Raw genomic sequence first — 23,816 nt, 5'->3', positions numbered from 1 at the left:
CCCAGCCGCCCTCCCGGTCAGCGCTCGCGTCGAGGGAGCCCCCTGCCCGCATGCCGTCCCGTCGTGCAGCCAACGCTCCGGACCGACTCCAGGACGGGCCTTCCCGGCCCCCTGTCACGGACCGGTATCCCACTCAACCCGCGTCAACCCCATCGGCGAGCACCCCGGGTTTGGGCTAAGGGAGGGCCCATGAGCGCCGCCGAAGCGAGCCCCTCGCGCAGCAGGAAGCCCGTGGAGTACGAGGTCACCGTCGACCATGTGCGGATGGACACGCACGACACGGCGACCCTCTTCCTCGACTTCGGGGACGTCCGGCCCGACTACAAGGCCGGCCAGTTCATCAACATCGACCCGCACCAGTTCCCCGCGCTCGGGCGCCTGTCCGCCTACCTGCAGGAGCAGAAGGGGCGCAAGGAGCCCCAGCGCTCCTATTCCCTGGCCTCCGCCCCCCACGAGCGCCACGTGGCCATCACCGTGAAGGACGAGGAGTTCATCCCCGGCCTCACCCGCTACCCGCCGCTGCTCTCGCCCTTCCTCGTCCACGGACGCCTCACCGGCGCGCGCCTCAAGGTGCTCGGCTTCATGGGCCCCTACGTGCTTCCCGAGGACGTGGAGACGCGCACCGGCCACGTCGTCCACCTCGTCGCCGGCTCGGGCGCGGTGCCCAACTTCGCCATCCTCAAGGACGCGCTCCACCGGGACCTGAAGACGCGCCACACCGTCCTCATGTCCAACAAGACGTGGAGCGACATCCTCTATCGCGACGAGCTGGAGGCCCTGGCCCGGAAGCACGCGGACCGCGTCCGGCTGGTGCACACCCTGACCCGCGAGCTGGACGAGTCGCGCTTCGGCGGGGACGTGCGCAAGGGCCGCGTCCACCAGGCGCTCCTCGAGGAGCTCATCCCGGACCGCGACACGTGCCTCGTCTACGCGTGCGGCCCCGCGATTACGCCGTGGGACCGACGCAAGGCGCTGGAGACGCGCACGCCCGCGACGCCGCGCTTCATGGAGACGGTGCTCGGCCACCTCCACGCGCTCGGCATCGATGACAAGCGCATCAGGCGGGAGACCTACGGGTAGGCTCCAGCGGGAGCACCACCTCGAAGCGCGCGCCCCGCTTGGGCCGGCCACTGGCGCGCACCTGCCCGCCATGCGCCAGCACCACGCGCTTGACGATGGCCAGCCCCAGCCCGCGTCCGTTGGCGCGCGTGAGGAAGAAGGGCTCGAAGACGCGGCGCGGGTCCACGTCGGGGATGCCCGGGCCCTCGTCCTCCACGGTCAGCATCACGCCCTCGTCGCCCGGCTCCACGCGCAGCTTCACGCGTCCGCCCGGGGGCGACGCCTGCACGGCGTTGCGCACCAGGTGCGTCACCGCGAGCTGGAGCAGCGTCTCGTCGCCCATCAGCTCCGGCGTGTCCGGGGCCTCGTCCACGGTGAAGCGCAGCGTGGGCGCGTCCGGAGGGCCGTGCATCTGCCCCAGCGCGCGCCGCACCAGCTCGCCCAGGTGGACCATCCGCGGCCTCGGCTCCAGCGGACGCACCACGTCCAGCAGGTCGCGGACGATGTCCTCCAGCCGGATGGCCTCCTCCTCCAACATGCCCACCGCGGCCTGCCCCGTGGGGCCCAGGTGCGCCTCGCGCCGCAGCACCGCCACCGCGTTGAGGATGGCGCCCAGGGGATTGCGCACCTCGTGCGCCACCACGCCCGCGGCCTCGCCCAACACCATCAACCGCTCCTGCGCCACCAGCTCGTCCTGCAGCCGTGACACCTCTTCCAGGCGCTGCACGGCGACGCGGTGGTGGCGCACGTTCTCCAGCACGCCGCCCACCATCTGCGCGAACAGCTCCAGCGTGCTCGCGGCGGCGGGCGTGAGGTCCAGGCCTTGCGCGGAGAGGACGCCGAAGGGCTGACCCTCCACGAAGATGGGCGCGTCGAGCGCGCGGATGCCAGGGGGATAGGCGCGCTGGATGTTCTCGAAGACCTCGCTGCTGTGGATGCGGTGGGCCGCGCCGAGCGCGTCCTGATGGAAGGCCGCCTTGCGCCGTGAGAGCACCTCCGCCAGGTGGGGCAGGGTGCTGAGCGGCAGCCGCACCTCGGTGACGGGCATGCCGTACTGGCGCTCGGCCAGCGCGACGACTTCGGGCTCCTGCCGCATGGGCCCGTGCCGGAAGGTGTCGCCCTCCACCAGGAGGATGGCCGCGTAGAAGCCCTGACGGTGCACGGCCTCCACCGCCGTCTCCAGGACCTCGTGCTCGTCCCGCGCGTGGAGCAACTCCTTGGTGGCGGCGCCCAGCGCCTCGGTGAGCCTGCGCGCGGTGTCCTCGCCTCCCGCGTCGTGCAGCAGCACCACCGTCTCGTCGGGAGACGCGCCGGGCGAGTACGTCGCCGTCAGCGTGCGCTCCTGTCCATCCGCGCGGCGCATGCGCAGCCACAAGGGATGCTCGGGGCGGTTGCCGTCGCGGGCGAGCGCCTCGTGGAAGGCCTCCACCCAGCCGTGCTCGGCGGGAATGAAACGCGCGATGTGGGCGGAGACGGGCGTGGACTTCAGCTCCGCGAGGGAGATTCCCAGCAGCGAGGCCATGGCCTGGTTGGCCACCAGGACCTGCTCTCCCCGGATGACGGACGCGGCGGTGGGCAGCCCGTCGAGCAGCCAGTAGTCAGGAGGCGTGGCGGGGGCGTCGGGGGGCACGGAGGTCATCCTGGAGGGCGTCGGGAGGGGGGATGCAATCGTCTGCGCGGTGTCCCGTAGGAAAGGGGGAGGGGGCAACACGAGGGATGGAGGACACCATGAACAACTTCATGAATGTGATGGGCCGCGATGACCTGGAGCTCAAGGCGGTGATGGCGGTGATGGCGACCTTCGTGATGACGGGCGCGGTGCTGCTCGGACAGCTGCTCTAGTCGTCCTGTCCGAGCGGACCCTACCGCTCGGGCCTACTTCGGAGGCTTCCTGCTGACGAACTGCTGGATGAACTCGCGCTCCTCCTTGCGGAGGCTGCTGAGCCGCAAGCCGTAGCCGCGCGGGTTCTTCCCATCGTCCAGCGAGTTCTCCCAGATGACCGAGCTGCGCAGCGTCATCACGCGCGACGGGTCATCGAAGCGCAACGTCAGCTCCACCAGCGTGCCCAGCCTCAGCGGCTTGTCCGTCGAGATGAACAGGCCGCCGGAGGACAGGTTGATGATGCGGTGGTCCGTGAAGATGCCCGCGTTCTGCAGCGACACCTTCACGTCCGCGTGGATGCGATCATCCTGGCGGCGCTCCAGACCCACGAACTCCGCGCTGGAATAGGTGGGCGCGGCGGCGGCCCTGCGCAGGGGCACGGCCGGGGGCGGCGCGGGCTGCGGCGGCGGCAGGGTGTGCGTGCGCTGCACCGGCGGCGCGGCGGGCACCCGGGCCGCCACCGGCGCCGAGGGCTGCATCACCGGCGGCGGAGGACGCGGCGGCGGCGGAGGCTGGGGCCTGGCGGCGACCGCCACGGGCGCGGCCACCGGAGGCGGCGCGTAGGCGGGCGCGGCCACGGGCGGTGGCGCGTACGCGGGGGCGATGGAGGGCGGAGGCGCGGGCGGCAGGGGCCCGTTCATGTCCAGCGTCGGCGGCGCGGCGCGGGCCGGCTGGTAGGCGCCTTGAGAGTAGAGGACCTCCACCTCGCGCATGCAGCGCGACAGGAAGTCGAAAATCTCAGCGGACACCTTGCGCAGCTCCGGGTGCGTCTCCGGGGCCAGGTGCTCGGGGGCGAAGCGCTTGGCCATGCGGAAGAAGGCCAGCCGCACCTCGTCGAGCGAGGACGTGGGCTTGGCGCCGAACACCTCGTGCGGAGGCAGGTTCTGCAGCCCCTTGAGCTGGGTGCGCAGGCGCTCGGCCTGCTGCTGCTCCACGGACTGCGACGGGCGCGCGGCGGCGAACAGGTCGGCCAGCTCCGGCAGCTCCTGGAGCGCCACCCATTGGGTGCCATCGCGCGACGCGCGCACGGCGGCCTTCATCCGTCCGGACGCAATCAGCTCACGCAGGGCCTGGAGGGCGATGGGCCCCAGCACGCGGCCGAGATTGTCCGCTACCCAGTAACCGACAGCAGGAGACGACACGCAGACACCTCTGAAGTCAGTGAGCCAACGCCTGGCGCACGGCCGAGGCGATTTCCAGCGGATGGAAGGGCTTTCCCACGAAGCCCACCGCGCCAGCGGCCATGGCCTGCTCCACCACGGGCTCCGCGTCCATGCTGCTGATGACGAGCACGCGCGTGCCGGGCGACACCTGCTTGATGGCGCCGAGCACCTCCAGGCCGCTCTTCTTCGGCATGAACAGGTCCAGGAACATCACCGCGGGCTTCTCGCGGGCGGCGACCGCGAGTCCCTCTTCACCATCGGCGGCCTCGAGCAGTCGCAGCTCGATGCCTGTGTCGGCGATGACGTCCTTGAGGATGCGGCGCACGAAGCTGTCGTCGTCGACGAGCAGCAGTGTCGGGGTGTCGGACATGGCGCCGCATGATACTTGGACCGCGCAACATCCGCGCGAGGGTCTGCGTCGCCTGCCTGCCTTTTTGGGTTAAGGGGTGAGCATGTCCATTGACCCGGCCCTCTCTCACTTCGAGTCCCAGAAGAATGCCTACCTCGAGGACCTCATGGCCCTCGTGCGCATACCCAGCGTCTCGTTCCCTGGCTTCGACGCCGCCCGCGTCAGGCAGAGCGCCGAGGCGACTTCTCGACTCTTGAGGGACCGTGGGTTTGAAAACATCCAGCTACTCGAAATTGGGGATGCCCATCCCTATGTGTATGGGGAGGTCCTGCGGGCGCCCGGTGCACCGACGTTGCTGTTGTATGCCCATCACGACGTGCAGCCGGCGGGGGACGAGGCGCTCTGGAAGAGCCCTCCATTCGAGCCCACGTTGCGCGACGGGCGGCTGTACGGGCGGGGCACCGCGGACGACAAGGCGGGCATCGTGGTGCACACGTCGGCGGTGGACGCGTGGTTGAAGGGCGCGGGGAAGCTGCCGCTCAACGTGAAGGTGCTCATCGAGGGTGAGGAGGAGATTGGCAGCGGGCACCTGTCGGAGTTCCTGCGTCGGCACGCGGGCTTGTTGAAGGCGGACGCCATTGTCCTGACGGACACGTCGAACTTCGACACGGGGCTGCCGTCCATCACCACGGCGCTGCGGGGGCTGGTGACGGTGGACGTGGAGGTGCGGGGGCTCAAGCAGGCGGTGCACTCGGGGATGTGGGGTGGGCCGGTGCCGGACCCGGTGATGGCGTTGTGCCGGATGCTGGCGACGCTGACGCACGCGGACGGCTCCATCGCGATTGAAGGCTTGAGTGAGAAGGTGAAGCCGCTGACGGCGGGGGAGCGCGCGAGCATCCAGTCGTTGCCGGGGGACGAGGCGACGTTCCGCGAGCAGGTGGGGTTGTTGCCGGGGGTGGAGGTGCTGGGAGGGCGGCATCCGTACGAGACGAACTGGCGTCAGCCGAGCATCGCCATCAACGCCATCCAGGCCAGCAGTCGGAAGGACGCGCGCAACATCATCTGCGACGCGGCGTGGGCGCGCGTGGGCATCCGAATCGTGCCGGACCTGGACCCGGCGGACGTGGAGCGGCGGTTGAAGGAGCACTTGCGCGAGGTGTGCCCGTGGGGGCTGGAGGTGGAGTTCCAGACCGAGGGCGCGTCGGGGTGGTGGTACACGGACCCGTCGCATCCGGCGTTCCAGGCGGCGTTCCGCGCGCTGGAGAAGGGCTACGGGACGAAGGCGGTGGCCATCGGCTGTGGCGCGTCCATTCCGTTCGTGGAGCCGTTCGCGCGGGAGCTGGGCGGTGTGCCCGCGCTGCTCATCGGGGTGGAGGACCCGTACACGTACGCCCACTCGGAGAACGAGAGCCTCCACGTGGGCGACTGGGAGAAGTCCATCCGCAGCGCCATCCACCTCTACGAGGAGCTGGCGCGGGCGCTCACCGCGCGGTGAGGCGGGGGCCCTGACGGAGGCGGCTTCGTGACTCAGGCGCCTTCGTCCGGGAGCAGCGTGCGGAGCAATTCGTCGTCGGGGCCGAGTGGGCGCCAGCCAGGAGGTGGTGGGCTGGCGAGAATCACATCGCGCACCTGTCGCACGCGCTCTTCATGGGTTTCTGGGGTGTACGCCGACCAGCGACCCAGCGCCATGGCGACCTCGAAGCGGCTTGAGTCGTCCAGGATTGGCGGCCAGCCGTTCGGGAGTCCCTCGGCCAGCTCGCGCACGAGCACGTCGCGAACGAAGCGCGTGACCCTCTTGTTCTGCTCCGCTTCGTACAACAAGCCGCTCAACAGCTGCACTGCAGCAACGTCGTTGCCCAACTCGTCGGCCAGGACGTGGAGCGGAACGGCGGGGCGTGCCTCGGCGAAAGCGGTCAGCGAGTCGAAGCCTCGTTCGCGGACCCGTTCGTACAGGCGTGCCTTGATGTTGCCCTGCCAGGCTCCTCCACCGCTCATCGTCCTCTCCCACGGGTGAAGCTCATCGGGATTCTATAGTCCCGCATGCTCTTCGCGACGAGATTCAGGATCTCGTTCCGCGTCAGGGTTCGGCCCGTGGCGATTTCGGCGTCGCCCAGGGTCTTCATGATCATCCGGTTCCATTCACCCGGCCAGGTGCGACCCAGCTTCCAGTTCGCCCCACCGTGAATCGCCTCGTGATCCGCCTGCTCCAGACGCACGCAGAACTGGTCGATGTCCATGTCGCCCCTGAAGCCGCGTTGCTCGAACCACTTGCGATGCTCGTTCGGTAGGACGTGGTGCTTGGGGGCTTCGGACATTCCCGCGCCCGCCTTGCCAGTCACCTGCATGCCACGCACTTCAGGACTGTCGCCCAGGGCTTCACGCACGCCTTTGGGTAGGTCCTGGCGCCCTTGCGACATCATCACCTGACCGCCGTGGATGCGGACAGCCGCGCTCGCGACGGGGAGCGAGATGACGCCCGCCTGCACCAGCCTTCGCATCATCTCCACCCACTCGGCGGAGACGACCAGCCGCGAGCCCGCCATGACGCCCCCCGAGCTCATCACCAGGCCCGTGCCGAGCATCGCGGGCGCAGATGGGGGTAACCGGGGCAGCGACATCTTCAGCGTGGAGATGAGCGCGAGCATCTCCATCACCTGAACGGCGACCATGACCTTGCCGCCCGATTCCATGGCCGAGCGTGCATCTCGATGAATCGCGTCGAACTCACGTGTCAGCTTCCCCATCAACTCGGGCATCGCGGTCGATGCTGCTTCGGCGCGCTCCGGGGCCAGTGACGCCAGTTCCTTCTGCACGGGCTCCATCAATCCCTGGACGCGATGTAAGTCCACGAAGAGCTTCTCGGTGCCGCACATGGGGCAGTCTCGTAACAGGGCGTCAGCAAGTTGGAGGAAGTCCACCCACGAGGCGAGGAGGAGGGCTCCGAACATCGCGGACTGGATGCGGGCACCCGACATGCGGAGGATGCCCAGCTCCATGTCCGGGTCCTCCACTTCCGAGGCCGTTTCCACCAGCGTGGCGGTGCTCCTCAACGCACCACGAAGCCACGTCAGTTGATGCGCGCCGTAGTCGAGGTACCTCGTGAAAACTCCATCGAGCCCTCGGTCTCCCAAGGCAACAGGACGTGAGGCAAGCTGTGCGCGCGTGGCTTCGGTGGCCTTCAATGAGTCCTCTACCTCGGCAATGGCATCGAGGACTGCTTGACGCGTCAGCGTGACGCTGGGCGGTTCACTCCTGAGGGCGGGAGAGCCAACGCTCGTCACCTCTCGTTGTTGCTTGTGCCGCCAGAACCGTTGTCGTCCCTTCGCCCCTCAGTGGAACCGGGCTGGGAGACTGAGGTGCGTGGGGACTCATCGTCAGGTGCTTCGACCTGCGACGCAGGCGCGCGCCGTGGCTCGTAGTGCAGCGTTCCGCCGCGCTCGGTCACACGAACCCCCGAGGCACAGCCTGTCAGCAGCACTGATAGGACAAGCAGGCCGTCCGCGCGCATGGTCCACCTCGGGTCCGCCAGGATGAGCACTCCTGACGACGAGGCACGTTCCGCTCGAAGAGAGGAATGTGTGGGACGTTTCCCGTCCGAGAGCGGGCTAACGCTACCTCCCGCCTCAACCGGTTTGAACGACGCGCCAGGTCGATGCCGGCGGCAAGCCGTGCTGGATGCTCCTACTTCTTGCCGAACCCCAGGTGCGCGAGCGCCGCCTTCACCCAGTCCTTGATGGACACGGTGTCGAAGGGCACGGCCTCGCGGCCGGGGTACTTCTTCTCGAAGTACGCCACCGCCGCCACGCCCATCGCGAACGCGGTGCCGCCGCTGGCCGCGCCCTTGAGCAACCAGCCCGCGACGGGAATCCAACCCACCGTCTCACCCACGATGGAGCTGGCCGCCTTGCGCGCCACGATGCCCGCGCCCAACGTCGGAATCAGCCCGAGCGCCTCACCCAGGCTGAGCGTCTCTCCGTAGATGCCCGCCACGTGATAAATCATGTACGCCTCGATGGCGGACGTGAGCGCCGTGTGCGCGCCCGGCACCGGGATGGGCAGCGCGGCGGCCCCTGCGGCCCTCAACGCACTCTCCTCCACCCAGCTTCGCGCGGCCTTCTCTGCTGACATGTGTTCGTCTCCCGAGGACTGACTCCTCCCCACCTTAGGGACTCCCCGGGCCGCGCGAAAGCGCCCACGCCCCTCACTGGGGACGGAAGCGGTCCGTGGCCTCCAGCAACGCCGCCGTCGTCCCCGGCTCGTTCGCCGAGTGCCCCGCGTCCGCGACCATCACCAGCCGCGCCTCCGGCCACGCGCGATGCAACGCCCACGCGCTCTCCGGCGGACACACCACGTCGTATCGCCCCTGCACGATGACCGCCGGGATGTGACGGATGCGCGGCACGTCCTCCAACAGCTGCGTGTCCGAACGCAGGAACCCGCGATGGAAGAAGTAGTGGCACTCGATGCGCGCGAACGCCAACGCGAAGTCCCCCGTGCTGTTGCGCGCCACCAGCTCCACGTTGGGATGCAGGTAGCTGGTGCGCGCCTCCCAGACGCTCCACGCGCGCGCGGCCTCCAGGCGCGCCTCCGCGTCCGCGCCCGTCAGGCGACGGTGGTACGCGCCCAGCAAGTCATGCCGCTCCTCGACGGGGATGGGCGCCAGGTACTCCTCCCAGGCCTCCGGGAACAGCGCGCTCGCGCCCCGCTGGTAGAACCAGTCCAGCTCCTGCTTGCGCAACAGGAAGATGCCTCGCAGCACCAGCTCCGTGACGCGCTCCGGATGCGCTTGCGCATACGCGAGCGACAACGTGCTGCCCCACGAGCCCCCGAAGAGCATCCACCGCTCGAGGCCCAGGTGCTCGCGCAACCGCTCCAGGTCCGCGACCAAATCCCAGGTGGTGTTCTCCTCCAGGCTCGCGTGCGGCGTGCTGCGGCCACAGCCTCGCTGGTCGAACAGGATGATGCGGTACGCGGCCGGGTCGAAGAACCGCCGCTGCCGGGCGTCGGTGCCGCCTCCAGGGCCTCCGTGGACGAACACCACGGGCTTGCCCTGGGGATTGCCGCTCTCCTCGAAGTACAGCTCGTGGAGCGGGGACACCCGCAGGCGGCCCATGCGGTAGGGCTCCACGGGTGGGTACAGCGTCCGCGACGACCGGGACGGGACGGACATGCGCCTTCCGGGACTGCGAGGGAGCCCGCACGCTAGCGGATGCGCGCTGCTCCCGCGACGCCACGCACACAGCCCGCATGCGGAGGTGTTCGCGTGTCCTCTCGCTCGGCGTGGAGACTGTCAGGCAGGGCACAGCCTCCAGGCGCCGGGGAGCGCCAGGCGCGATGTGACGACGAAGTTGCCCGCGTGCGACGTGGCGTTTGCGGGGGTGGTGGATGCTGTACCCAACTCCACACCCCGGAGCGTTCCATGAACATCGCTTCCCTGATGAACCCCCCTCGGAAGAATGCGCAGGACAAGTCCACCCACCTCACCACGCTGGTCCGCGTCCAGGCCACCGTCCTGGCGCAGGGCGCGCTCTCCGTGGCCAAGGACCAGGTGAAGTCCTTCCGCCACATGCTCGACGTGCTCACCGGCACCTACGCGCAGGCCCGTCCGTAGCCGTGGTGGAGAACGACGCGCCCCGGGGATGAACCTCCGGGGCGCGGCAAACCGACGTCGATGGGCTCGCGGGGCGTGTCGGTCCCCGAGGGGCACGTGGACGTCTCAGGAGGGCGCGCCGGGGCTCGGGCTGGTTCCCGGGCCGACGGGCGCGTCCTCCTTCGGAGGCGGGGGAGGCACGCCCTTGCCCGCCGGCGCCACCATCCGCACCTCCGACGTCTCGCCGAGCGCGAGTCCATCACCCTTGGGCTCCGTCTGCGTCACCGCGATGACGTCACCCCGGTGCAACATGAGGAAGCGCTCGTTCTTCTCGTTGCGGTGGCGCTCCTGCATCGCCAGACCCACGCGGCCCTCGGGCCCGCAGCCGATGTAGCGGTGGCGCCCCTTGCCCTCCAGCGGCTCGGAGACGATGCGGAACAGCCTTCCTGGCGGCGTCTCCGGCCACTCCTCGCCCTTGGGCGCCAGCATCAGGTAGCTCATCTTCAGCGCTTCCTTGTGCAGGCTCGCCGCGCGCGCCAGCTCCTCCACCACGCGAGGCATCGGCCACGGCCGCTCCGCGTGGCACCAGTCGGTCTCCTTCACCAGCGCCGGACAGGCCCCGCGGTACATGCACGGCGCGCGCACCGCGTAGCCCCGCGACACCAGTGCGTCGCGCACGTGCAACAGGCCCCGGCTCGTCTCGCGCAGCGCCGGCTCCATCACCAGCAGGCTGCCGCCCTTCTTCACCTTCGCCAGCACCGCCTCGAGCAGCGCCGCGCGCGGGTTCGTCGCCGCCTCGCCCGTGCCGTACAGCTCGTTGATGACGTGCCCCATGGTGATGAGGTCGAACTGGCCCTCCGGCAGCGCCGCGGCCTTCTTCGTCGGGTCCCACTCGCGGGTGGCCAGCGCCTCGCCGGCCTCCGTCGCCAGCGCGCGCGCCAGGTTCAGCGCCGGCTTGCTGCGGTCTGCCGCCGTCACCTCCTTGGCCCCGGAGTCCATCGCCGCGAAGGCCACGGGCCCCGGGCCGCTGCCCAAATCGAGCACCTGTCGGGGCCGGTTCGGCAGCTCTCCCAGCACCTGCCGGGCCTGCGCGTAGGACACCGGCCAGTAGAACAGGAGATAGGCGCCCAGGAGCTTCGGGTCGTCCATGTAGCGCGCGCCCGCGAGCTGGCGCTCCCGCGTCAGGCCCATGGAGAGCTGACGCACGCCCGCGCCCACCTCCTTGACCTCCTGCGGCGTCAGCTTCGTCTCCGGCCCGTCACCCCGGCCGCGCGACTGGCGCCACACGGCGATGAGCCGCGGCATCCACCGCTCCAGGTCCTTGCTGTATGCGTTGCTCATCCCGCCAAGCCTTCGACCGAGGGGCCGCTCCCGGAAGCGGCCCGTGTCAACCCGTTGTCACCGCGCCACTTGCTCAACTCCACGGTCGCCACCCGGGGGCGTCCGCGTTAAACCCTTGTCGCACATGATCTCCGTCCAAGGGCTGCGCAAGCACTACAAAGTCCACAAGCGCCCGCCTGGCCTCAAGGCGGCCCTCCGCTCGCTCTTCCACCGCACCTACACCTCCGTGAAGGCCGTGGACGGCATCTCCTTCGACATCCGCCCCGGAGAGCGCGTGGGCTTCCTGGGCCCCAACGGCGCCGGCAAGACGACGACGCTCAAGGTCCTCTCGGGCCTGTTGCACCCGTCCGAGGGCGAGGTCCGGGTGGACGGCCACGTGCCGCGCCTGCGCGAGGAGGCGTTCCTCAAGAAAATCATGCTCGTCATGGGGCAGAAGCAGCAGCTCCTCTGGGACCTACCACCGGCGGAGACCTTCGAGCTCAACCGCGCCATCTACGACGTGCCCACGCTCCAATACAAGCAGACGTTGGACGAGCTGGTGGGCCTCTTGGAGATTGGCGACCTCATCGGCAAGCCCACCCGGCAGCTGTCCCTGGGCGAGCGCATGAAGTGCGAGCTGGCCGCGGCCCTCATCCACCGCCCCCGCGTGCTGTTCCTGGACGAGCCCACCATCGGCCTGGACGTGTCCATGCAGGCCACCATGCGGACCTTCATCAAGGACTACAACGAGAAGTACGGCGCCACGCTCATCCTCACCAGCCACTACATGGACGACGTGGCCGCCCTGTGCCCGCGCGTCATCGTCATCGACAAGGGGCTGCTCTCCTATGACGGCAGCCTGGAGGCGCTGGTGCAGCGCGTGCGCCCGGAGAAGCGCGTGGTGCTGCGCCTGTCCGAGCAGGTGGAAGCGGGAAGGCTGGAGCCTTTGGGCAAGCTGGTGACGCACGAGGCGGGGATGGCGGTGCTCCAGGTGCGCCAGGACGCCGTCAACGCCACCATCTCCCGCGCCCTGTCGGGGCTGCCGGTGACGGACCTCACGGTGGAGAACGCGCCGCTCGAGGAGGTCATGAGCGAGCTGTTCGCGGAGAACAAGGCGCGCCGCGAGGCGACGGCCCAGGTGGTGCCGGCGTGAGCGCCCGAGGCGTGCTGCGCGCCCTGCCCACCATGCTGCGCGTGGGCTTCGCCGAGTCGATTGCCTACCGCGCGGAGATGTTCGTCTGGGTGCTGTCCACCACCATGCCGCTGGTCAACATGGTGCTGTGGATGGCGGTGTCCAAGGACGCGCCGGTGGGCAACTACGGCCAGGTCGACTTCGTCAGCTACTTCCTGGCGACCTTCGCGGTGCGCCAGCTCACCAGCGCCTGGGCCGCGTGGCTCATCAACTGGGAGGTGAAGCAGGGCACGCTGGCCATGCGGCTGTTGCGTCCCGTCTCGCCCCTGTGGGCCTACGCGTCGGAGAACGTCGCGGGCTTCCCCATGCGCGTCGTGGTGGCGGTGCCGGTGGTGCTGGTGAGCGTGGCGCTGGTGGGCGCGGACAAGGCGGTGCCCCAGCACGCGTGGGGCTGGGCGCTGTTCCTCCTCGCGGTGCTGGGCGGCTGGGCGATTACGTTCCTGGCCAACGTGGCCATCGGCGCGCTGAGCCTCTTCATGGACAGCAGCCAGAAGATGATGGAGGTCTGGATGGTCCTCTTCTTCGTCTGCTCCGGCTACATGTACCCGGTGGAGCTGTTGCCCGCGGGGCTGCGCGCCGTCATCGACTGGCTGCCGTTCCGCTACCAGATGGGCCTGCCGGTGGAGCTGATGACGAGCGCGCATGACCTGCCCACGGCGCTGGGGCTGCTCGCGCGGCAGTGGGCGTGGGTGCTGGGGATGGGCGTGCTGGCGGTGACGCTCTGGAAGCAGGGCGTGAAGCGCTTCGCGGCGTTCGGAGGGTAGGGGAATGGTGCGGCGTTATCTGCGACTGCTCGGCGTGCAGCTCAAGGCCTCCGGGCTCCAGGCGCTCCAGTACCGGGCCGACTTCCTCACCGAGGGCTTCACGTCCCTGTGCTGGGTCTTCACCGCGCTGGCGCCGCTGTTCGTCGTCTACGGGCGGCGGCCGGCGGTGGAGGGGTGGACCTTCGGCGAGTCGCTGCTCGTGGTGGGCTGGTTCACCCTGCTGCAAGGCGTGCTCGAGGGGGCCATCAACCCCAGCCTCACGGGCGTGGTGGAGCACATCCGCAAGGGCACATTGGACTTCGTGTTGCTCAAGCCCGCGGACGCGCAGTTCCTGGTGTCGACGCAGCGCTTTTTGCCGTGGCGCGCCTTCAACGTGCTCACCGGCCTGGGCCTGTTCGTCTACGCGTTCATGCTGCTGGGGCGCGGGCCGTCACCCCTGGGCGTGCTCGCGTCCGTGCTGCTGCTCGGCACCAGCACGCTGCTGTTGTACTCGCTGTGGATATTGACGGTGAGCGCCGCCTTCTTCGTCGTCCGGGTGGACAACCTCACCTTCCTCTTCTCGTCCATCTTCGACTTCGCGCGTTGGCCTTCGTCCGTGTTCAAGGGTGTCGCACGCGGCGCGTTGACGCTCGTCTTCACGTACGTGATTCCCCTCGCCTTGATGACCACCTTCCCCGCCGAAGCCATGCTGGGGCGGCTGCCGACGGTGTCCCTCGCCGGCGCGGTGGTGGGCTCGGCGCTCTTCGCGTGGGTGGCGCGGCGCGTCTGGATTCGCTCCATCGGCCACTACACCTCGGCCAGCAGCTAATCCCTTTCACCTCGCATGTTTCCGACAGGCGGACGAGCGCCTGTCGACTCGGCGGTGGGGTGTATCAACCCCACCTGTCGCAAGCGTGGGACGTGTTTTTTCAGGGGCCGAATTGGCCTCGCTCCCTGGGATTGGGTTAAGCGCCGCCCTGTGCGGGCCATCGGGCTCCACACCCCCCACGGGAAAGGACCTCCCTCCATGAAACGATGTATCAGGCTCGGCCGCCTGGCCGCGCTGGTGACGGCGCTTGTCCTCACGGGATGCTCACACGAAGAATTTGCAGAGTCGTCGGAAGCAGCGGTGTCGGGTGCGGGGCTGTCCGCCGCGCCGGTGCCGGAGCTGGGCTGGTCTCTGACGGCGAGCATGACGTTGCAGCGGGTGGACCACACGGCGACGGTGTTGCGCTCCGGTCAGGTGCTGGTGGTGGGCGGGCAGTCCTCCACGAGCGCGGAGCTGTATGACGTGCGGGGCGCGCGCTGGCTCACGGGCGGCACGCTGACCGCGGCGCGGCGGCGACACACGGCGACGCTCCTGGGCAACGGCAAGGTGCTGGTGGCGGGGGGCGACTCGGGGGCCTCGGCCACGGGCACCGCGGAGCTGTATGAGCCGTCCCTGGGCTCCTGGGCGCCGACGGGTAGCCTGGACTCGCTGCGCTCGGGCCACACGGCGACGTTGCTCGGCAACGGCAAGGTGCTGGTGGTGGGCGGGGAGAACGGCGCGGGGGCGGGGCTCGCGAGCGCGCAGCTCTATGACTCGGCCACGGGCACGTGGTCCGTGACGGGCTCGCTGCGCAGGCCGCGCGTGGGCCACACGGCGACGCTGCTGCCCAACGGGCGGGTGCTGGTGGTCGGTGGGCGCCAGGGGCCTCGGGGCGCGTTCCTGGGGGACGCGGAGCTGTACGAGCCGTCCACCGGGACGTGGACCGTCGCGGCGAACCTGCTCGTGGCGCGCGCGGGCCACACCGCGACGCTGCTGCTGTCCGGCAAGGTGCTGGTGGTGGGCGGCTTCGTGGATGAGTTCACCGCGACGCGCGGCGTGGAGGTGTTCGACCCGGGCATGGGGAGCTGGAGCCCCGTCGCGCAAGCCTTGCCGGGGGAGCGCGCGCAGCACACGGCCACGCTGCTGCACTCGGGTGAGGTGCTCGTCACCGGAGGCTCGGACGGCAACGAGCCCTATCTGCAGACGGCGCTGTTGTACGACCCGACGCAGGGGCGCTGGACGCAGGTGGCGTCGATGAGCACGAGCCGGTTGGGGCACACGGCGACGTTGCTGGTCCATGGGGATGTGCTCGTCACGGGTGGAAGCCCTGACAGCGTGCAGCGCTCCGCCACGGCCGAGCGGTATTCGGTGCCCTCGCCGCCCTGGCGCCTCACCACGAACATGGCGACGGCGCGGTATCACCACACGGCGTCGCTGCTGGTGTCCGGCAAGGTGCTGGTGGCGGGCGGCACGCAGGGCGGAGCGGCACTGGGCGGCGCGGAGCTGTACGACGAGAACCAGGCCACATGGACGGCGACGGGCAGCCTGGTCGCACCGCGCTTCCTGCACACCGGGACGGTGCTGCCCTCGGGCAGGGTGCTGGTGGCGGGAGGTCAGGCCTCCGGGTCGTCGTACCTGTCCTCCGCCGAGGTGTACAACGCGGACACCGGCCTGTGGAGCACGACGGGCGCGCTCGCGGGGGCCCGCTCGCGACACACCGCGACGCTGCTCCAGTCCGGGCAGGTGCTGGTGACGGGAGGGCGGGCGTCGTCGAGCTTCAGCAGCATCCTGGCGACGTCCGAGTTGTATGACCCGCCGTCGGGCACCTGGCGCGCCACGGGCTCGATGAGCGTGAAGCGCGTCAACCACACGGCCACGATGTTGCTGTCGGGACACGTGCTGGTGGCGGGTGGCACCACGCCCACGGGGGACACGGCCACCGCGGAGCTCTACGACATGAACACCGGGCTGTGGTCTCTCGCGGGCTCCATGTCGGCCACGCGCTACGGACACATCGCGGTCGCGCTGCCGGGAGGCCGCGTGCTGGTGGCGGGCGGCTGGGGGCAGGGTGGCGCGTTGGCCTCGGCTGAAATCTACGAGCCGGCGTTGGGCCTGTGGATGCCGGTGGCGCCCATGTCGAGCAGCCGCTACGGGGCGATGGCGTCGGTGCTGCCCTCGGGCCGCGTGCTGGTGATGGGCGGGGACGCGGGCGCGGCCACCGGGTTGTTGCCCACCTCGGAGGTCTATGACCCGGCCACGGGCCAGTGGACGTCCGCGGGCGCGCTGTCCAATCCGCTGTCGAGCGCGGCGGTGACGCGCCTGGCGGGCTCGGACCGGTTGCTCGTCACCGGAGGTCTGGGCTCGAGCGGCGCGGTCTCCACCGTGGAGCTCTATACGCCGGCGCCGTGAGACACGGCCTCACGTCCCGCCCGGAGTCGTCGCCGTGGGCGGGACGTGACGTGGAGCGCGGATTCACGCGCCGGGAGGTGGCGCCTCCGTCTCCTCGGACTCGACGCCGTAGTAGGCCAGACACTCCACCTCGCGCCCTCGCACGACGCGCCGTCCATCCAGTGGCCCGCCGTGCGCGGTGACGACGGTGCACTGGCCTTCGTCGCCGTCCTTGTCGAAGTAGAGCACCACCCACTCGCGCGTCGCGTTCTGCTGGTGCGCGAGCGCCGTGTTGGAGAACAGCGCGCGCACGCTCCACCCCCCCAGCTTGCGGCGCAGCACGGGCAGCCACGCCTCGCCCGAGGGATTGAACCGCCGGGGCGCGATGGTGCGCAGCTCCCCGGCCTCCGCGCGGCGCCGGTACTCCTCGTCCACCTGGAGCAGCAGCCCGACGTCCGGCTGGGGACCGCCTTCCTCCTGCTGCTCCTGCTTGCGCGCGAGCCCGCGTCGGTTGCGTCCCAGCCGCGCCGCCAGCAGGTCGCGCACCTGCTGCCCACGACGCGGACCGAAGCCCTCCACGGCCTCCAGGTGTCCGTCGTGCGCCGCCTGCTCCAGCTCCTCGAGCGAGCGCACCCCCAGCTCCTCATGGATGCGCCGCGCGAGCTCCGGTCCGATGCCCGGCACGCTGGCGAGCAGCTGCTCGGGAGAGGACTCGTCCTCCAGGCGCTGCAACAGCCCCAGCTGCCCGGTGCGCACCAGCTCCGCGATGGAGGCCGCGATGCTCTTGCCCACCCCGGGCAGCTCCCGCAGGCCCGCCTCGCCCTTCGACGCGAGCAGCTCCGCCACGGAGTCTGGCCACTTGCCGACGGTCGCCGCCGCCTTCCGGTAGGCGGAGATGCGAAAGGGCATGGCGTCCTGCTGCTCGAGCAGGTCCGCCACCCGCTCCAGCGCGTCCGCGAGGCTGATGTTGTCCTTCCATTCGACGCCCATGGCTTCATCCAACTTGGAGCGTCGCGTCCCAGGCGGCCACCCCGACCTGGGACACCGGGCGGACAGGGGAGCGCCCGCTCCTCAGCGCGTCGGAGCCGGGGCGTCCGCCACGATGGCGTCCGCCTCGATCTCCACCAGCATCGCCGGGTCGATGAGCTTGCTCACCTCGACCATCGACGTGGCGGGGCGGATGTCGCCGAAGAACTCCCCGTGGGCGCGGCCCACCTCCTCCCAGCGGGCGATGTCCGTGACGTACATGCGCGTGCGCACCACGTCCTTCAGGCTGGCGCCCAGCGCCTGGAGCGCGGACTGGATGTTGCGCAGGGTCTGCGTGGCCTGGAGGTAGGCGTCCCCAGGGCCCACCAGCTGGCCCTGGGCGTCCGTGGCGGTGGTGCCGGAGACGGAGACGAAGGGGCCGACCCTCACGGCGCGCGAGTAGCCCACGCGGGGCTCCCAGGGAGTACCTGTCGAGTGGTGGGTCCGCTGCATGGCTGCCTCCAGGGGCGAGAAAGTGTGGGCGGACCCTCCCACGGGCGTCGGGCGGACCGCCAGGGGCTCCTTGCTGGCTGCAAGGAAACACGGCCCGTGGTAGTTGGCCTCGGGTCATGACGAACGAGCTCGACAGGGAGGTCGCCCGGCGGCGCACCTTCGCGATCATCTCCCACCCCGACGCGGGTAAGACCACGCTCACCGAGAAGCTGCTGCTCTACGGTGGCGCCATCCACCTGGCCGGCAGCGTCAAGGCCAAGCGCGCGCGGCGCCACGCCACCAGCGACTGGATGGAGCTGGAGAAGGAGCGCGGCATCTCCGTCACCTCGTCCGTCCTCCAGTTCTCCTACCGGGACCACGCCGTCAACCTGCTGGACACCCCGGGCCACCAGGACTTCTCCGAGGACACCTACCGCACGCTGGCCGCGGCGGACTCGGCGGTGATGCTCATCGACGCCGCCAAGGGCGTCGAGCCGCAGACCAAGAAGCTCTTCAAGGTCTGCCGCATGCGCGGCATCCCCATCTTCACCTTCGTCAACAAGCTGGACCGCTATGGCCGCGAGCCGCTCGAGCTGATGAACGAGCTGGAGCAGGTGCTCGGCATCCGCTCGTACCCGATGAACTGGCCCATCGGCATGGGGCCGGAGTTCCGCGGCGTCTACGACCGGCAGGCCCGCGTCGTCCACGTCTTCTCCGCCGAGGGCTCCCACGGCGAGTCGGAGGTCGCCGAGCGCTCGGTCTCCATCGACTCGGATGAAATCAAGTCGGTGCTCACCGAGTCGGAGCTGGCGAAGCTGCACGAGGACATCGAGCTGCTCGACATCGGCGGGGACGAGTTCACCCGCGAGAAGAGCGACGCGGGGCAGCTGACGCCCATGTTCTTCGGCAGCGCGATGACGAACTTCGGCGTGCGCCCGTTCCTCGACGCGTTCCTGGACCTGGCCCCCGCGCCCACCGCGCGCCAGACGACCAACGGCCCGCGCGAGCCGAGCAACCCCAAGTTCGCGGGCTTCGTCTTCAAGATTCAGGCGAACATGGACCCCGCGCACCGCGACCGCATCGCCTTCATGCGCGTGGTGAGCGGCCGCTACGTCAAGGGCATGAGCGCGTTCCACTCGCGCCTGGGCAAGGAAGTGCGCCTGGCCAAGCCCAGCCAGTTCATGGCCGCCGAGCGCACCGCGATTGAAGACGCGTGGCCCGGGGACGTCATCGGCCTGTTCGACCCGGGGCAGTACCGCATCGGCGACACGCTCGCCGAGGGCATGGACGTGGAGTTCGAGGGCGTGCCGCGCTTCAGCCCCGAGTACTTCGCCGTGGTCCGCTCCAAGGACCCGCTGCGCCGCAAGCAGATGGAGAAGGGCCTGGAGCAGCTGTCGGAAGAGGGCACGGTGCAGATCTTCCAGCAGCTCGCCATGGGCATGAAGGACCCGATTGTGGGCGTCGTCGGCGCGCTCCAGTTCGAGGTCCTCCAGTACCGGCTGGAGCACGAGTACGGGGCGAAGATTGCCCTGGACCGGCTGCCCTTCAGCCACGCGCGCTGGGTGGTGGGGCCCAACTTCGAGCCCAAGTCCTTCGACTGGGAGGGCAACCGTCAGACGGTGCAGGACCGCGACGGGCTGCCGCTGGTCCTCTTCCGCGACGACTGGGCGCTCCAGCACGCCGAGGACAAGCACCCGGACCTGAAGTTCCTCAACGAGGCCCCGCAGCTGCGCAAGGCCCTGGCGCTCAACACGGGGAGCTGAGGCTCCCCGCGCGGCGGCGGTGGACGGCTACTTGTAGACGTTGACCGTGCCGCCGCGGAACTGGGAGTCGCGCAGGACCATGCCCTCCTTGTAGAGGCGGGCCGCCTTGGGGCCGACGAAGAAGTCCTTCGGCTGGCCCCGGCGGTACGTCTTCTTCACGTGCTCCTCGATTTCGAGGAACAGGCCCCGGAAGCGGTCCGGCGCCGCGTTCTTGCGGCCTGTCTGCGCGGTGATGTCCAGCTCCGCCCAGAGCTTGCCCGAGACGAGCTCGCCCTCCTCGTTGGTGCGGCAGCGCTCCATGAAGATGACGGGGGAGCGCACCTCGTCCACGCGCCAGCTGCCCTTGTCCGGGCCGCGCTTCACCTTGTCGACGATGGCGGGGCCAATCTCGCTGGCCACCAGGTACAGGTCCTCCTGGGGCAGCCGCTCCATGTGGTCCTGGTGGGCGCGGAACGTCACCCAGTCCTCCGGGACGCGGCGGGGGTACACCTCCAGCACGAAGCGCTCCAGGAAGCGGAAGAAGGCGAGCTCATCGTCGGGGGTCATGAAGAACTGGAGGACATTGGCCATTGCCGGGCCCTCATACCCTTGTGTCCCTCGGGGCGGAAGTCCGGGGTGAGCCGCGCTATAGAGTCCCCATGGATACCTGGCTGCTCTCCCGGATGCAGGAGCTGAAGGACCTCCAGGGGCTCATCGGCCTCGCCACGTGGGATCAGGAGACGTACCTGCCCTCCAAGGCGGGCCCGGCCCGCGCCCAGCAGCTCTCCACCCTCCAGGGGCTCCACCACGAGCGCCTGGTGGACCCGAGGCTGGGGGAGGCCCTCGCGAAGGCCTCCACGGAGGCTGGGCTGACCGAGGACGAGAAGGCCATGGTGGCCGTGCTCCAGCGGGAACGGGAGCGCGAGGTGCGCGTGCCCGCCGCGCTGGTGCGTGCCCTGGCCGAGGCCCAGAGCCATGGCCTCCACGCCTGGAGGGAGGCCCGCAAGGAGCGCCGCTTCGCCCGGTTCCAGCCCGCGCTCCAGCGGCTGTTGTCCCTGCGCCGTGAGCAGGCCGATGCCTACGGGCATGACGGTGAGCGGTATGACGCCCTGCTGGAAGGGTACGAGCCGGGCATGCGGGTCTCCCGGCTGACCCCGGTGCTCACGGCGCTGCGCGAGCAACTGGTGCCCATGGTGGAGAAGCTCACCGGGACGGGGAGGCGTCCGCGCCCCGTGTTCGAGGGGCGCCGCTTCGACAAGGACGCCCAGTGGCGCTTCACGTTGAAGCTGCTCGAGGACATCGGCTTCGACCTGGAGGCGGGGCGGCAGGACCTGAGCATCCACCCGTTCACGGGTGGCACGCATGCGTTGGACGTGCGGCTCACCACGCACGTGGATGAGTCGAACCCGTTGTCGGCCATCTTCAGCACCATCCATGAAGCGGGGCACGGGCTGTTCGAGCAGGGCTTCGCGCCCGAGCTGCACCGCACGCCGCTGGCGGCGTCTCCCTCGATGGGGCTGCACGAGTCGCAGTCGCGGCTGTGGGAGAACCAGGTGGGCCGAAGCCGGCCCTTCTGGGAGCACTACTTCCCGCTGCTCCGTGACAGCTTCCCGGAGGCGCTGAAGGGCGTGGCGCTGGAGGACTTCCTCGCGGCGGTGAACGAGGTGCGGCCGTCGCTCATCCGCACCGAGTCCGACGAGGTGACGTACAACCTGCACATCGCCGTGCGCTACGAGCTGGAGTTGTTGCTCCTGCGCGACGCGCTCCCGTTGGACGATGTGCCCGCCGCGTGGAACGAGCGCATGGAGCGCTACCTCGGCGTGACGCCGCCGGATGACACGCAGGGCGTGCTCCAGGACATCCACTGGGCCTGGGGCGAGCTGGGGTACTTCCCCACGTACTCGTTGGGCAATCTCTACGCGGCGTCGCTCTACCGCGTCGCGGGGCGGGAGCTTCCGGACCTGGACGCGCAGCTCCGGCAGGGGAAGATGTTGTCCCTGCGCGACTGGCTGCGAGAGCGGGTGCACCGGCACGGCTTCCGCCTGCCGGCCGAGGAGCGCATGCGCGTGGTGACGGGGCAGGGGCTCACCGACGCGGACTTCCTCTCGCACCTGCGCTCGAAGTACGGCGCGCTCTACGGCGTCACGCTCTGACGACCTGCCCGAGCGCGGAGCGGGACGTCGCGATGACGCCTTCGCGGTGGTTCCTCCAGGGGCTGGCCTCGCGACGATGCAGCGCGAGGCTTCTCGGTGCGCTGACTCCTGTCGGAGCAGGGCCTCGCGAATCCGGGTGCCGCGCTCACTTCGTCGGGCGCACCGCGGCCATGATGAACCTGGGCAGCAGCTCCTCGCGGAACTTCCGCCAGAGCGCGACGTGGTTGTAGTTGCCCGCGGTGAACATCACGACGAGGTCCAGCTCGGGGACCACCATCACGAGCTGACCTCCATTGCCGCAGGCCTCGTATTCGGAGAACACGCGCTCGCCGACCTTCAGCTCGTGGCGCCACCACGTGTAGCCGTAGGTCTGCTTCTCGTTCATCGTCGCGTGCTTCGCGATGGACTGCTCCACCCAGCGCTTGCTCACCACGCGCCGGCCGTTCCACGTTCCTCCCGAGAGATACAGCTGACCGAGCTTCAGCGCGTCGCGCGGGCGCATGTAGATGCCGCCGCCCAGGTACTGCTCGCCATCCGGCATCAGGTCCAGGTGGTAGTCGCGCATCTGGAGCGGCGCGGCGAGGTGCTCGGTGAAGAACTCTGGAATCCACCGCTTCGTGGTGTTGCGCAGCACGCCGCCCACCAGGTTGATGTTCGCCGAGCAGTACACGCCCTTCGCTCCCGGCTCGGACACCATCGGCAAGTCCAACGTGTACTTGTACCAATCCGGGACGGAGTCCTCGAGCCGGTCCTCGTTGCCCGGTGACTCCGCATCATCGTCGTCACACGCCAGCCCCGTGGACATGGACATCAGGTGCGCCACGTTGAGCTTGCGCTTGCGCTCATCCAGGTGCGCCACCTTCCCCTGGTACTCGGGGAGCAGCGAGAGGACCGGCGTGTCGACGGTGAAGGGCGCGCCCTGGTCCAGCGCGATGCCCACCAGCACGGAGGCGTACGTCTTCGCCGCGGAGCGCAGGTCGTGCGGACGCTCCTTGTCGAAGCCCTGGAAGTACTCCTCGACCACCAGCTTCCCTCGGCGCGCCACCAACAGGCCCTGGATGGCCGGCGCGGACTCCGGGCTCGGCTCCTGGTCGAGGATCTGCTGCACCAGCTCACGCAGGGGCTGCGCGTCCATGCCCACGTCCCCGAGTGACGCCGTCTTCCAGCCATCGTCCTCGGCGACAGGCGGACGGTAGGCGTAGGGGGCTGGCGCGGGCGTGCGCGCGTACAAGCCCACCGCCTGCGAGCGCTCCCTCCGCGTGAAGTCGAACGTCGTGTCGAAGGGCGGGTAATGCAACGACAGCCGCTCCGAGTCCGCCTCGAACGTCCCCTCGTACCGCGCGTTTCCCTTCGTGGACTCCAGCCGCACGGTGTCGCCGTCGACGCTCACGCGGAACAGCACCCGGTTGCCCACGTTGCGCTCCGGGTTGCGCAGGAAGGCCGTCACCGTGCCGTCGGGCTCCTTGCGCACCACCAGGTACAACGAGAACCGGTCCTCCAGCGGCGCCACCTGGCCACGCCACACGTCCGGGCGCAGCGCGCGCAGCTCCACCGGCGAGGCGAACTGCATGCCGCTCATCTGCACGCGCGGCTGAATCCAATGTCCCGCGATGCGCTTGCCGTCCTTCGAGCGCGTGGCGCGCAGCGCTCCCTGTCCGCCCGGGAGAACGACGGAGACCTTCGTTCCCTCCACGCGTGCCGGTGCCTCGAAGCCGGAGATTCGCGCCCGCCACGTGTCCCCTTCGCGCGTCAGCGTCAGCTCCCCTCGGACCTGGGGACCGAGGACTCGCTCGGCGCCCCAGGTTCCCACCAGCCGCTCGGCGGATGCCGATGGCGGAGGTGCTGTCTGCGCGTGAGCGGGGAGGGCCGAGAACGCCAGCCCAAGGATGAACAGGAAGTTGATGGTCGGGTTGTAGATGCAATTCATCTGACGCCGAGCCTAGCGCGGGCTTGGGCGGATGTATCGCGG

20 protein-coding genes and 1 pseudogene are annotated in these 23,816 nt (G+C 69.8%); 9 read left to right on the top strand and 12 right to left on the bottom strand.

The annotated features are described in order from the left end of the window. Window positions 1-189: 189 nt before the first annotated feature. A complete protein-coding gene (locus tag LXT21_RS25510) occupies window positions 190-1,080 on the top strand; it encodes a ferredoxin reductase domain-containing protein (protein WP_254040791.1) in 891 nt (296 codons plus the stop codon). Here the strand turns inward: LXT21_RS25510 and LXT21_RS25505 are convergent. The 3 genes from LXT21_RS25505 to LXT21_RS25495 all read right to left on the bottom strand — a co-directional run bounded on the left by LXT21_RS25505 (window position 1,058) and on the right by LXT21_RS25495 (window position 4,474). Next, window positions 1,058-2,698, bottom strand: a complete 1,641-nt coding sequence (locus LXT21_RS25505) for a sensor histidine kinase (protein ID WP_254040790.1) — start codon at window positions 2,696-2,698, stop codon at window positions 1,058-1,060. The two genes, LXT21_RS25510 and LXT21_RS25505, sit on opposite strands and share 23 nt — an antisense overlap. Window positions 2,699-2,934: 236 nt before the next feature. Beyond that, complete coding sequence (locus LXT21_RS25500) at window positions 2,935-4,083, bottom strand: TIGR02266 family protein (RefSeq protein WP_254040789.1); 1,149 nt, start codon at window positions 4,081-4,083, stop codon at window positions 2,935-2,937. A 16-nt stretch (window positions 4,084-4,099) separates the two neighbouring features. Next, window positions 4,100-4,474, bottom strand: a complete 375-nt coding sequence (locus LXT21_RS25495; protein ID WP_046715860.1) for a response regulator — start codon at window positions 4,472-4,474, stop codon at window positions 4,100-4,102. Window positions 4,475-4,556: 82 nt separating this feature from the next. Here LXT21_RS25495 and LXT21_RS25490 point away from each other — a divergent pair, with 82 nt between their 5' ends. Further along, window positions 4,557-5,948 carry a M20/M25/M40 family metallo-hydrolase gene (locus LXT21_RS25490; protein WP_254040788.1) on the top strand — a complete coding sequence of 464 codons (1,392 nt, stop codon included), beginning with the start codon at window positions 4,557-4,559 and terminating at the stop codon, window positions 5,946-5,948. Between the two features lie 32 nt (window positions 5,949-5,980). Here the strand turns inward: LXT21_RS25490 and LXT21_RS25485 are convergent, their stop codons facing one another. The 4 genes from LXT21_RS25485 to pip all read right to left on the bottom strand — a co-directional run bounded on the left by LXT21_RS25485 (window position 5,981) and on the right by pip (window position 9,623). Continuing rightward, entirely contained in the window at window positions 5,981-6,448 is a 468-nt protein-coding gene (locus LXT21_RS25485; RefSeq protein ID WP_254040787.1) for an NUDIX hydrolase, read from the bottom strand. Next, window positions 6,445-7,482, bottom strand: a complete 1,038-nt coding sequence (locus LXT21_RS45455; protein ID WP_254040786.1) for a DUF2380 domain-containing protein — start codon at window positions 7,480-7,482, stop codon at window positions 6,445-6,447. The genes LXT21_RS25485 and LXT21_RS45455 overlap by 4 nt, the downstream gene beginning before the upstream one ends. Window positions 7,483-8,134: 652 nt before the next feature. Continuing rightward, window positions 8,135-8,581, bottom strand: a complete 447-nt coding sequence (locus tag LXT21_RS25475) for a hypothetical protein (protein WP_254040785.1) — start codon at window positions 8,579-8,581, stop codon at window positions 8,135-8,137. Between the two features lie 73 nt (window positions 8,582-8,654). Next, on the bottom strand, window positions 8,655-9,623 hold the full coding sequence (pip, locus tag LXT21_RS25470) for a prolyl aminopeptidase (protein ID WP_254040784.1): 969 nt from the start codon (window positions 9,621-9,623) through the stop codon (window positions 8,655-8,657). A 249-nt stretch (window positions 9,624-9,872) separates the two neighbouring features. Here pip and LXT21_RS25465 point away from each other — a divergent pair, with 249 nt between their 5' ends. After that, the gene (locus tag LXT21_RS25465) at window positions 9,873-10,064 is read left to right on the top strand and encodes a hypothetical protein (protein ID WP_254040783.1); all 192 of its coding nucleotides are present in this window, start codon (window positions 9,873-9,875) and stop codon (window positions 10,062-10,064) included. A gap of 105 nt (window positions 10,065-10,169) precedes the next feature. Here the strand turns inward: LXT21_RS25465 and LXT21_RS25460 are convergent, their stop codons facing one another. After that, window positions 10,170-11,384 carry a small ribosomal subunit Rsm22 family protein gene (locus tag LXT21_RS25460; protein ID WP_254040782.1) on the bottom strand — a complete coding sequence of 405 codons (1,215 nt, stop codon included), beginning with the start codon at window positions 11,382-11,384 and terminating at the stop codon, window positions 10,170-10,172. A 232-nt stretch (window positions 11,385-11,616) separates the two neighbouring features. Here LXT21_RS25460 and LXT21_RS25455 point away from each other — a divergent pair. The 4 genes and pseudogenes from LXT21_RS25455 to LXT21_RS25440 form a co-directional block, all read left to right on the top strand. Beyond that, window positions 11,617-12,516, top strand: a pseudogene (locus LXT21_RS25455) (ABC transporter ATP-binding protein); the annotation flags it as partial. After that, a complete protein-coding gene (locus LXT21_RS25450; protein ID WP_254040780.1) occupies window positions 12,513-13,319 on the top strand; it encodes an ABC transporter permease in 807 nt (268 codons plus the stop codon). The pseudogene LXT21_RS25455 and the gene LXT21_RS25450, both read left to right, overlap by 4 nt. Window positions 13,320-13,323: 4 nt before the next feature. Beyond that, complete coding sequence (locus LXT21_RS25445) at window positions 13,324-14,127, top strand: ABC transporter permease (RefSeq protein WP_254040779.1); 804 nt, start codon at window positions 13,324-13,326, stop codon at window positions 14,125-14,127. Between the two features lie 198 nt (window positions 14,128-14,325). Then, complete coding sequence (locus LXT21_RS25440; RefSeq protein WP_254040778.1) at window positions 14,326-16,515, top strand: Kelch repeat-containing protein; 2,190 nt, start codon at window positions 14,326-14,328, stop codon at window positions 16,513-16,515. A gap of 63 nt (window positions 16,516-16,578) precedes the next feature. On the opposite strand, the gene LXT21_RS25435 is transcribed toward LXT21_RS25440, so the two are convergent. Both LXT21_RS25435 and LXT21_RS25430 read right to left on the bottom strand, forming a co-directional pair. Then, window positions 16,579-17,484: a helix-hairpin-helix domain-containing protein gene (locus LXT21_RS25435; RefSeq protein ID WP_254040777.1), complete on the bottom strand. Its 906-nt coding sequence runs from the start codon at window positions 17,482-17,484 to the stop codon at window positions 16,579-16,581. Window positions 17,485-17,565: 81 nt separating this feature from the next. Then, window positions 17,566-17,973: a RidA family protein gene (locus LXT21_RS25430; protein WP_254040776.1), complete on the bottom strand. Its 408-nt coding sequence runs from the start codon at window positions 17,971-17,973 to the stop codon at window positions 17,566-17,568. A gap of 116 nt (window positions 17,974-18,089) precedes the next feature. Between LXT21_RS25430 and LXT21_RS25425 the strand changes: the two genes are divergently transcribed. Next, on the top strand, window positions 18,090-19,715 hold the full coding sequence (locus tag LXT21_RS25425; protein WP_254040775.1) for a peptide chain release factor 3: 1,626 nt from the start codon (window positions 18,090-18,092) through the stop codon (window positions 19,713-19,715). A 27-nt stretch (window positions 19,716-19,742) separates the two neighbouring features. On the opposite strand, the gene LXT21_RS25420 is transcribed toward LXT21_RS25425, so the two are convergent. Next, on the bottom strand, window positions 19,743-20,285 hold the full coding sequence (locus LXT21_RS25420; protein ID WP_254040774.1) for a hypothetical protein: 543 nt from the start codon (window positions 20,283-20,285) through the stop codon (window positions 19,743-19,745). Between the two features lie 68 nt (window positions 20,286-20,353). Between LXT21_RS25420 and LXT21_RS25415 the strand changes: the two genes are divergently transcribed. After that, complete coding sequence (locus LXT21_RS25415; RefSeq protein WP_254040773.1) at window positions 20,354-21,847, top strand: carboxypeptidase M32; 1,494 nt, start codon at window positions 20,354-20,356, stop codon at window positions 21,845-21,847. 145 nt (window positions 21,848-21,992) lie between these two features. Here LXT21_RS25415 and LXT21_RS25410 read toward each other — a convergent pair whose 3' ends face one another. Then, entirely contained in the window at window positions 21,993-23,774 is a 1,782-nt protein-coding gene (locus LXT21_RS25410) for a serine hydrolase domain-containing protein (RefSeq protein ID WP_254040772.1), read from the bottom strand. Window positions 23,775-23,816: the final 42 nt, after the last annotated feature.

The organism is Myxococcus guangdongensis (assembly GCF_024198255.1).
Taxonomy (GTDB): Bacteria; Myxococcota; Myxococcia; order Myxococcales; family Myxococcaceae; genus Myxococcus; species Myxococcus guangdongensis.
Note: the sequence above shows the minus strand (reverse complement) of the source record. Positions and strands in the feature narration are given on the sequence as shown.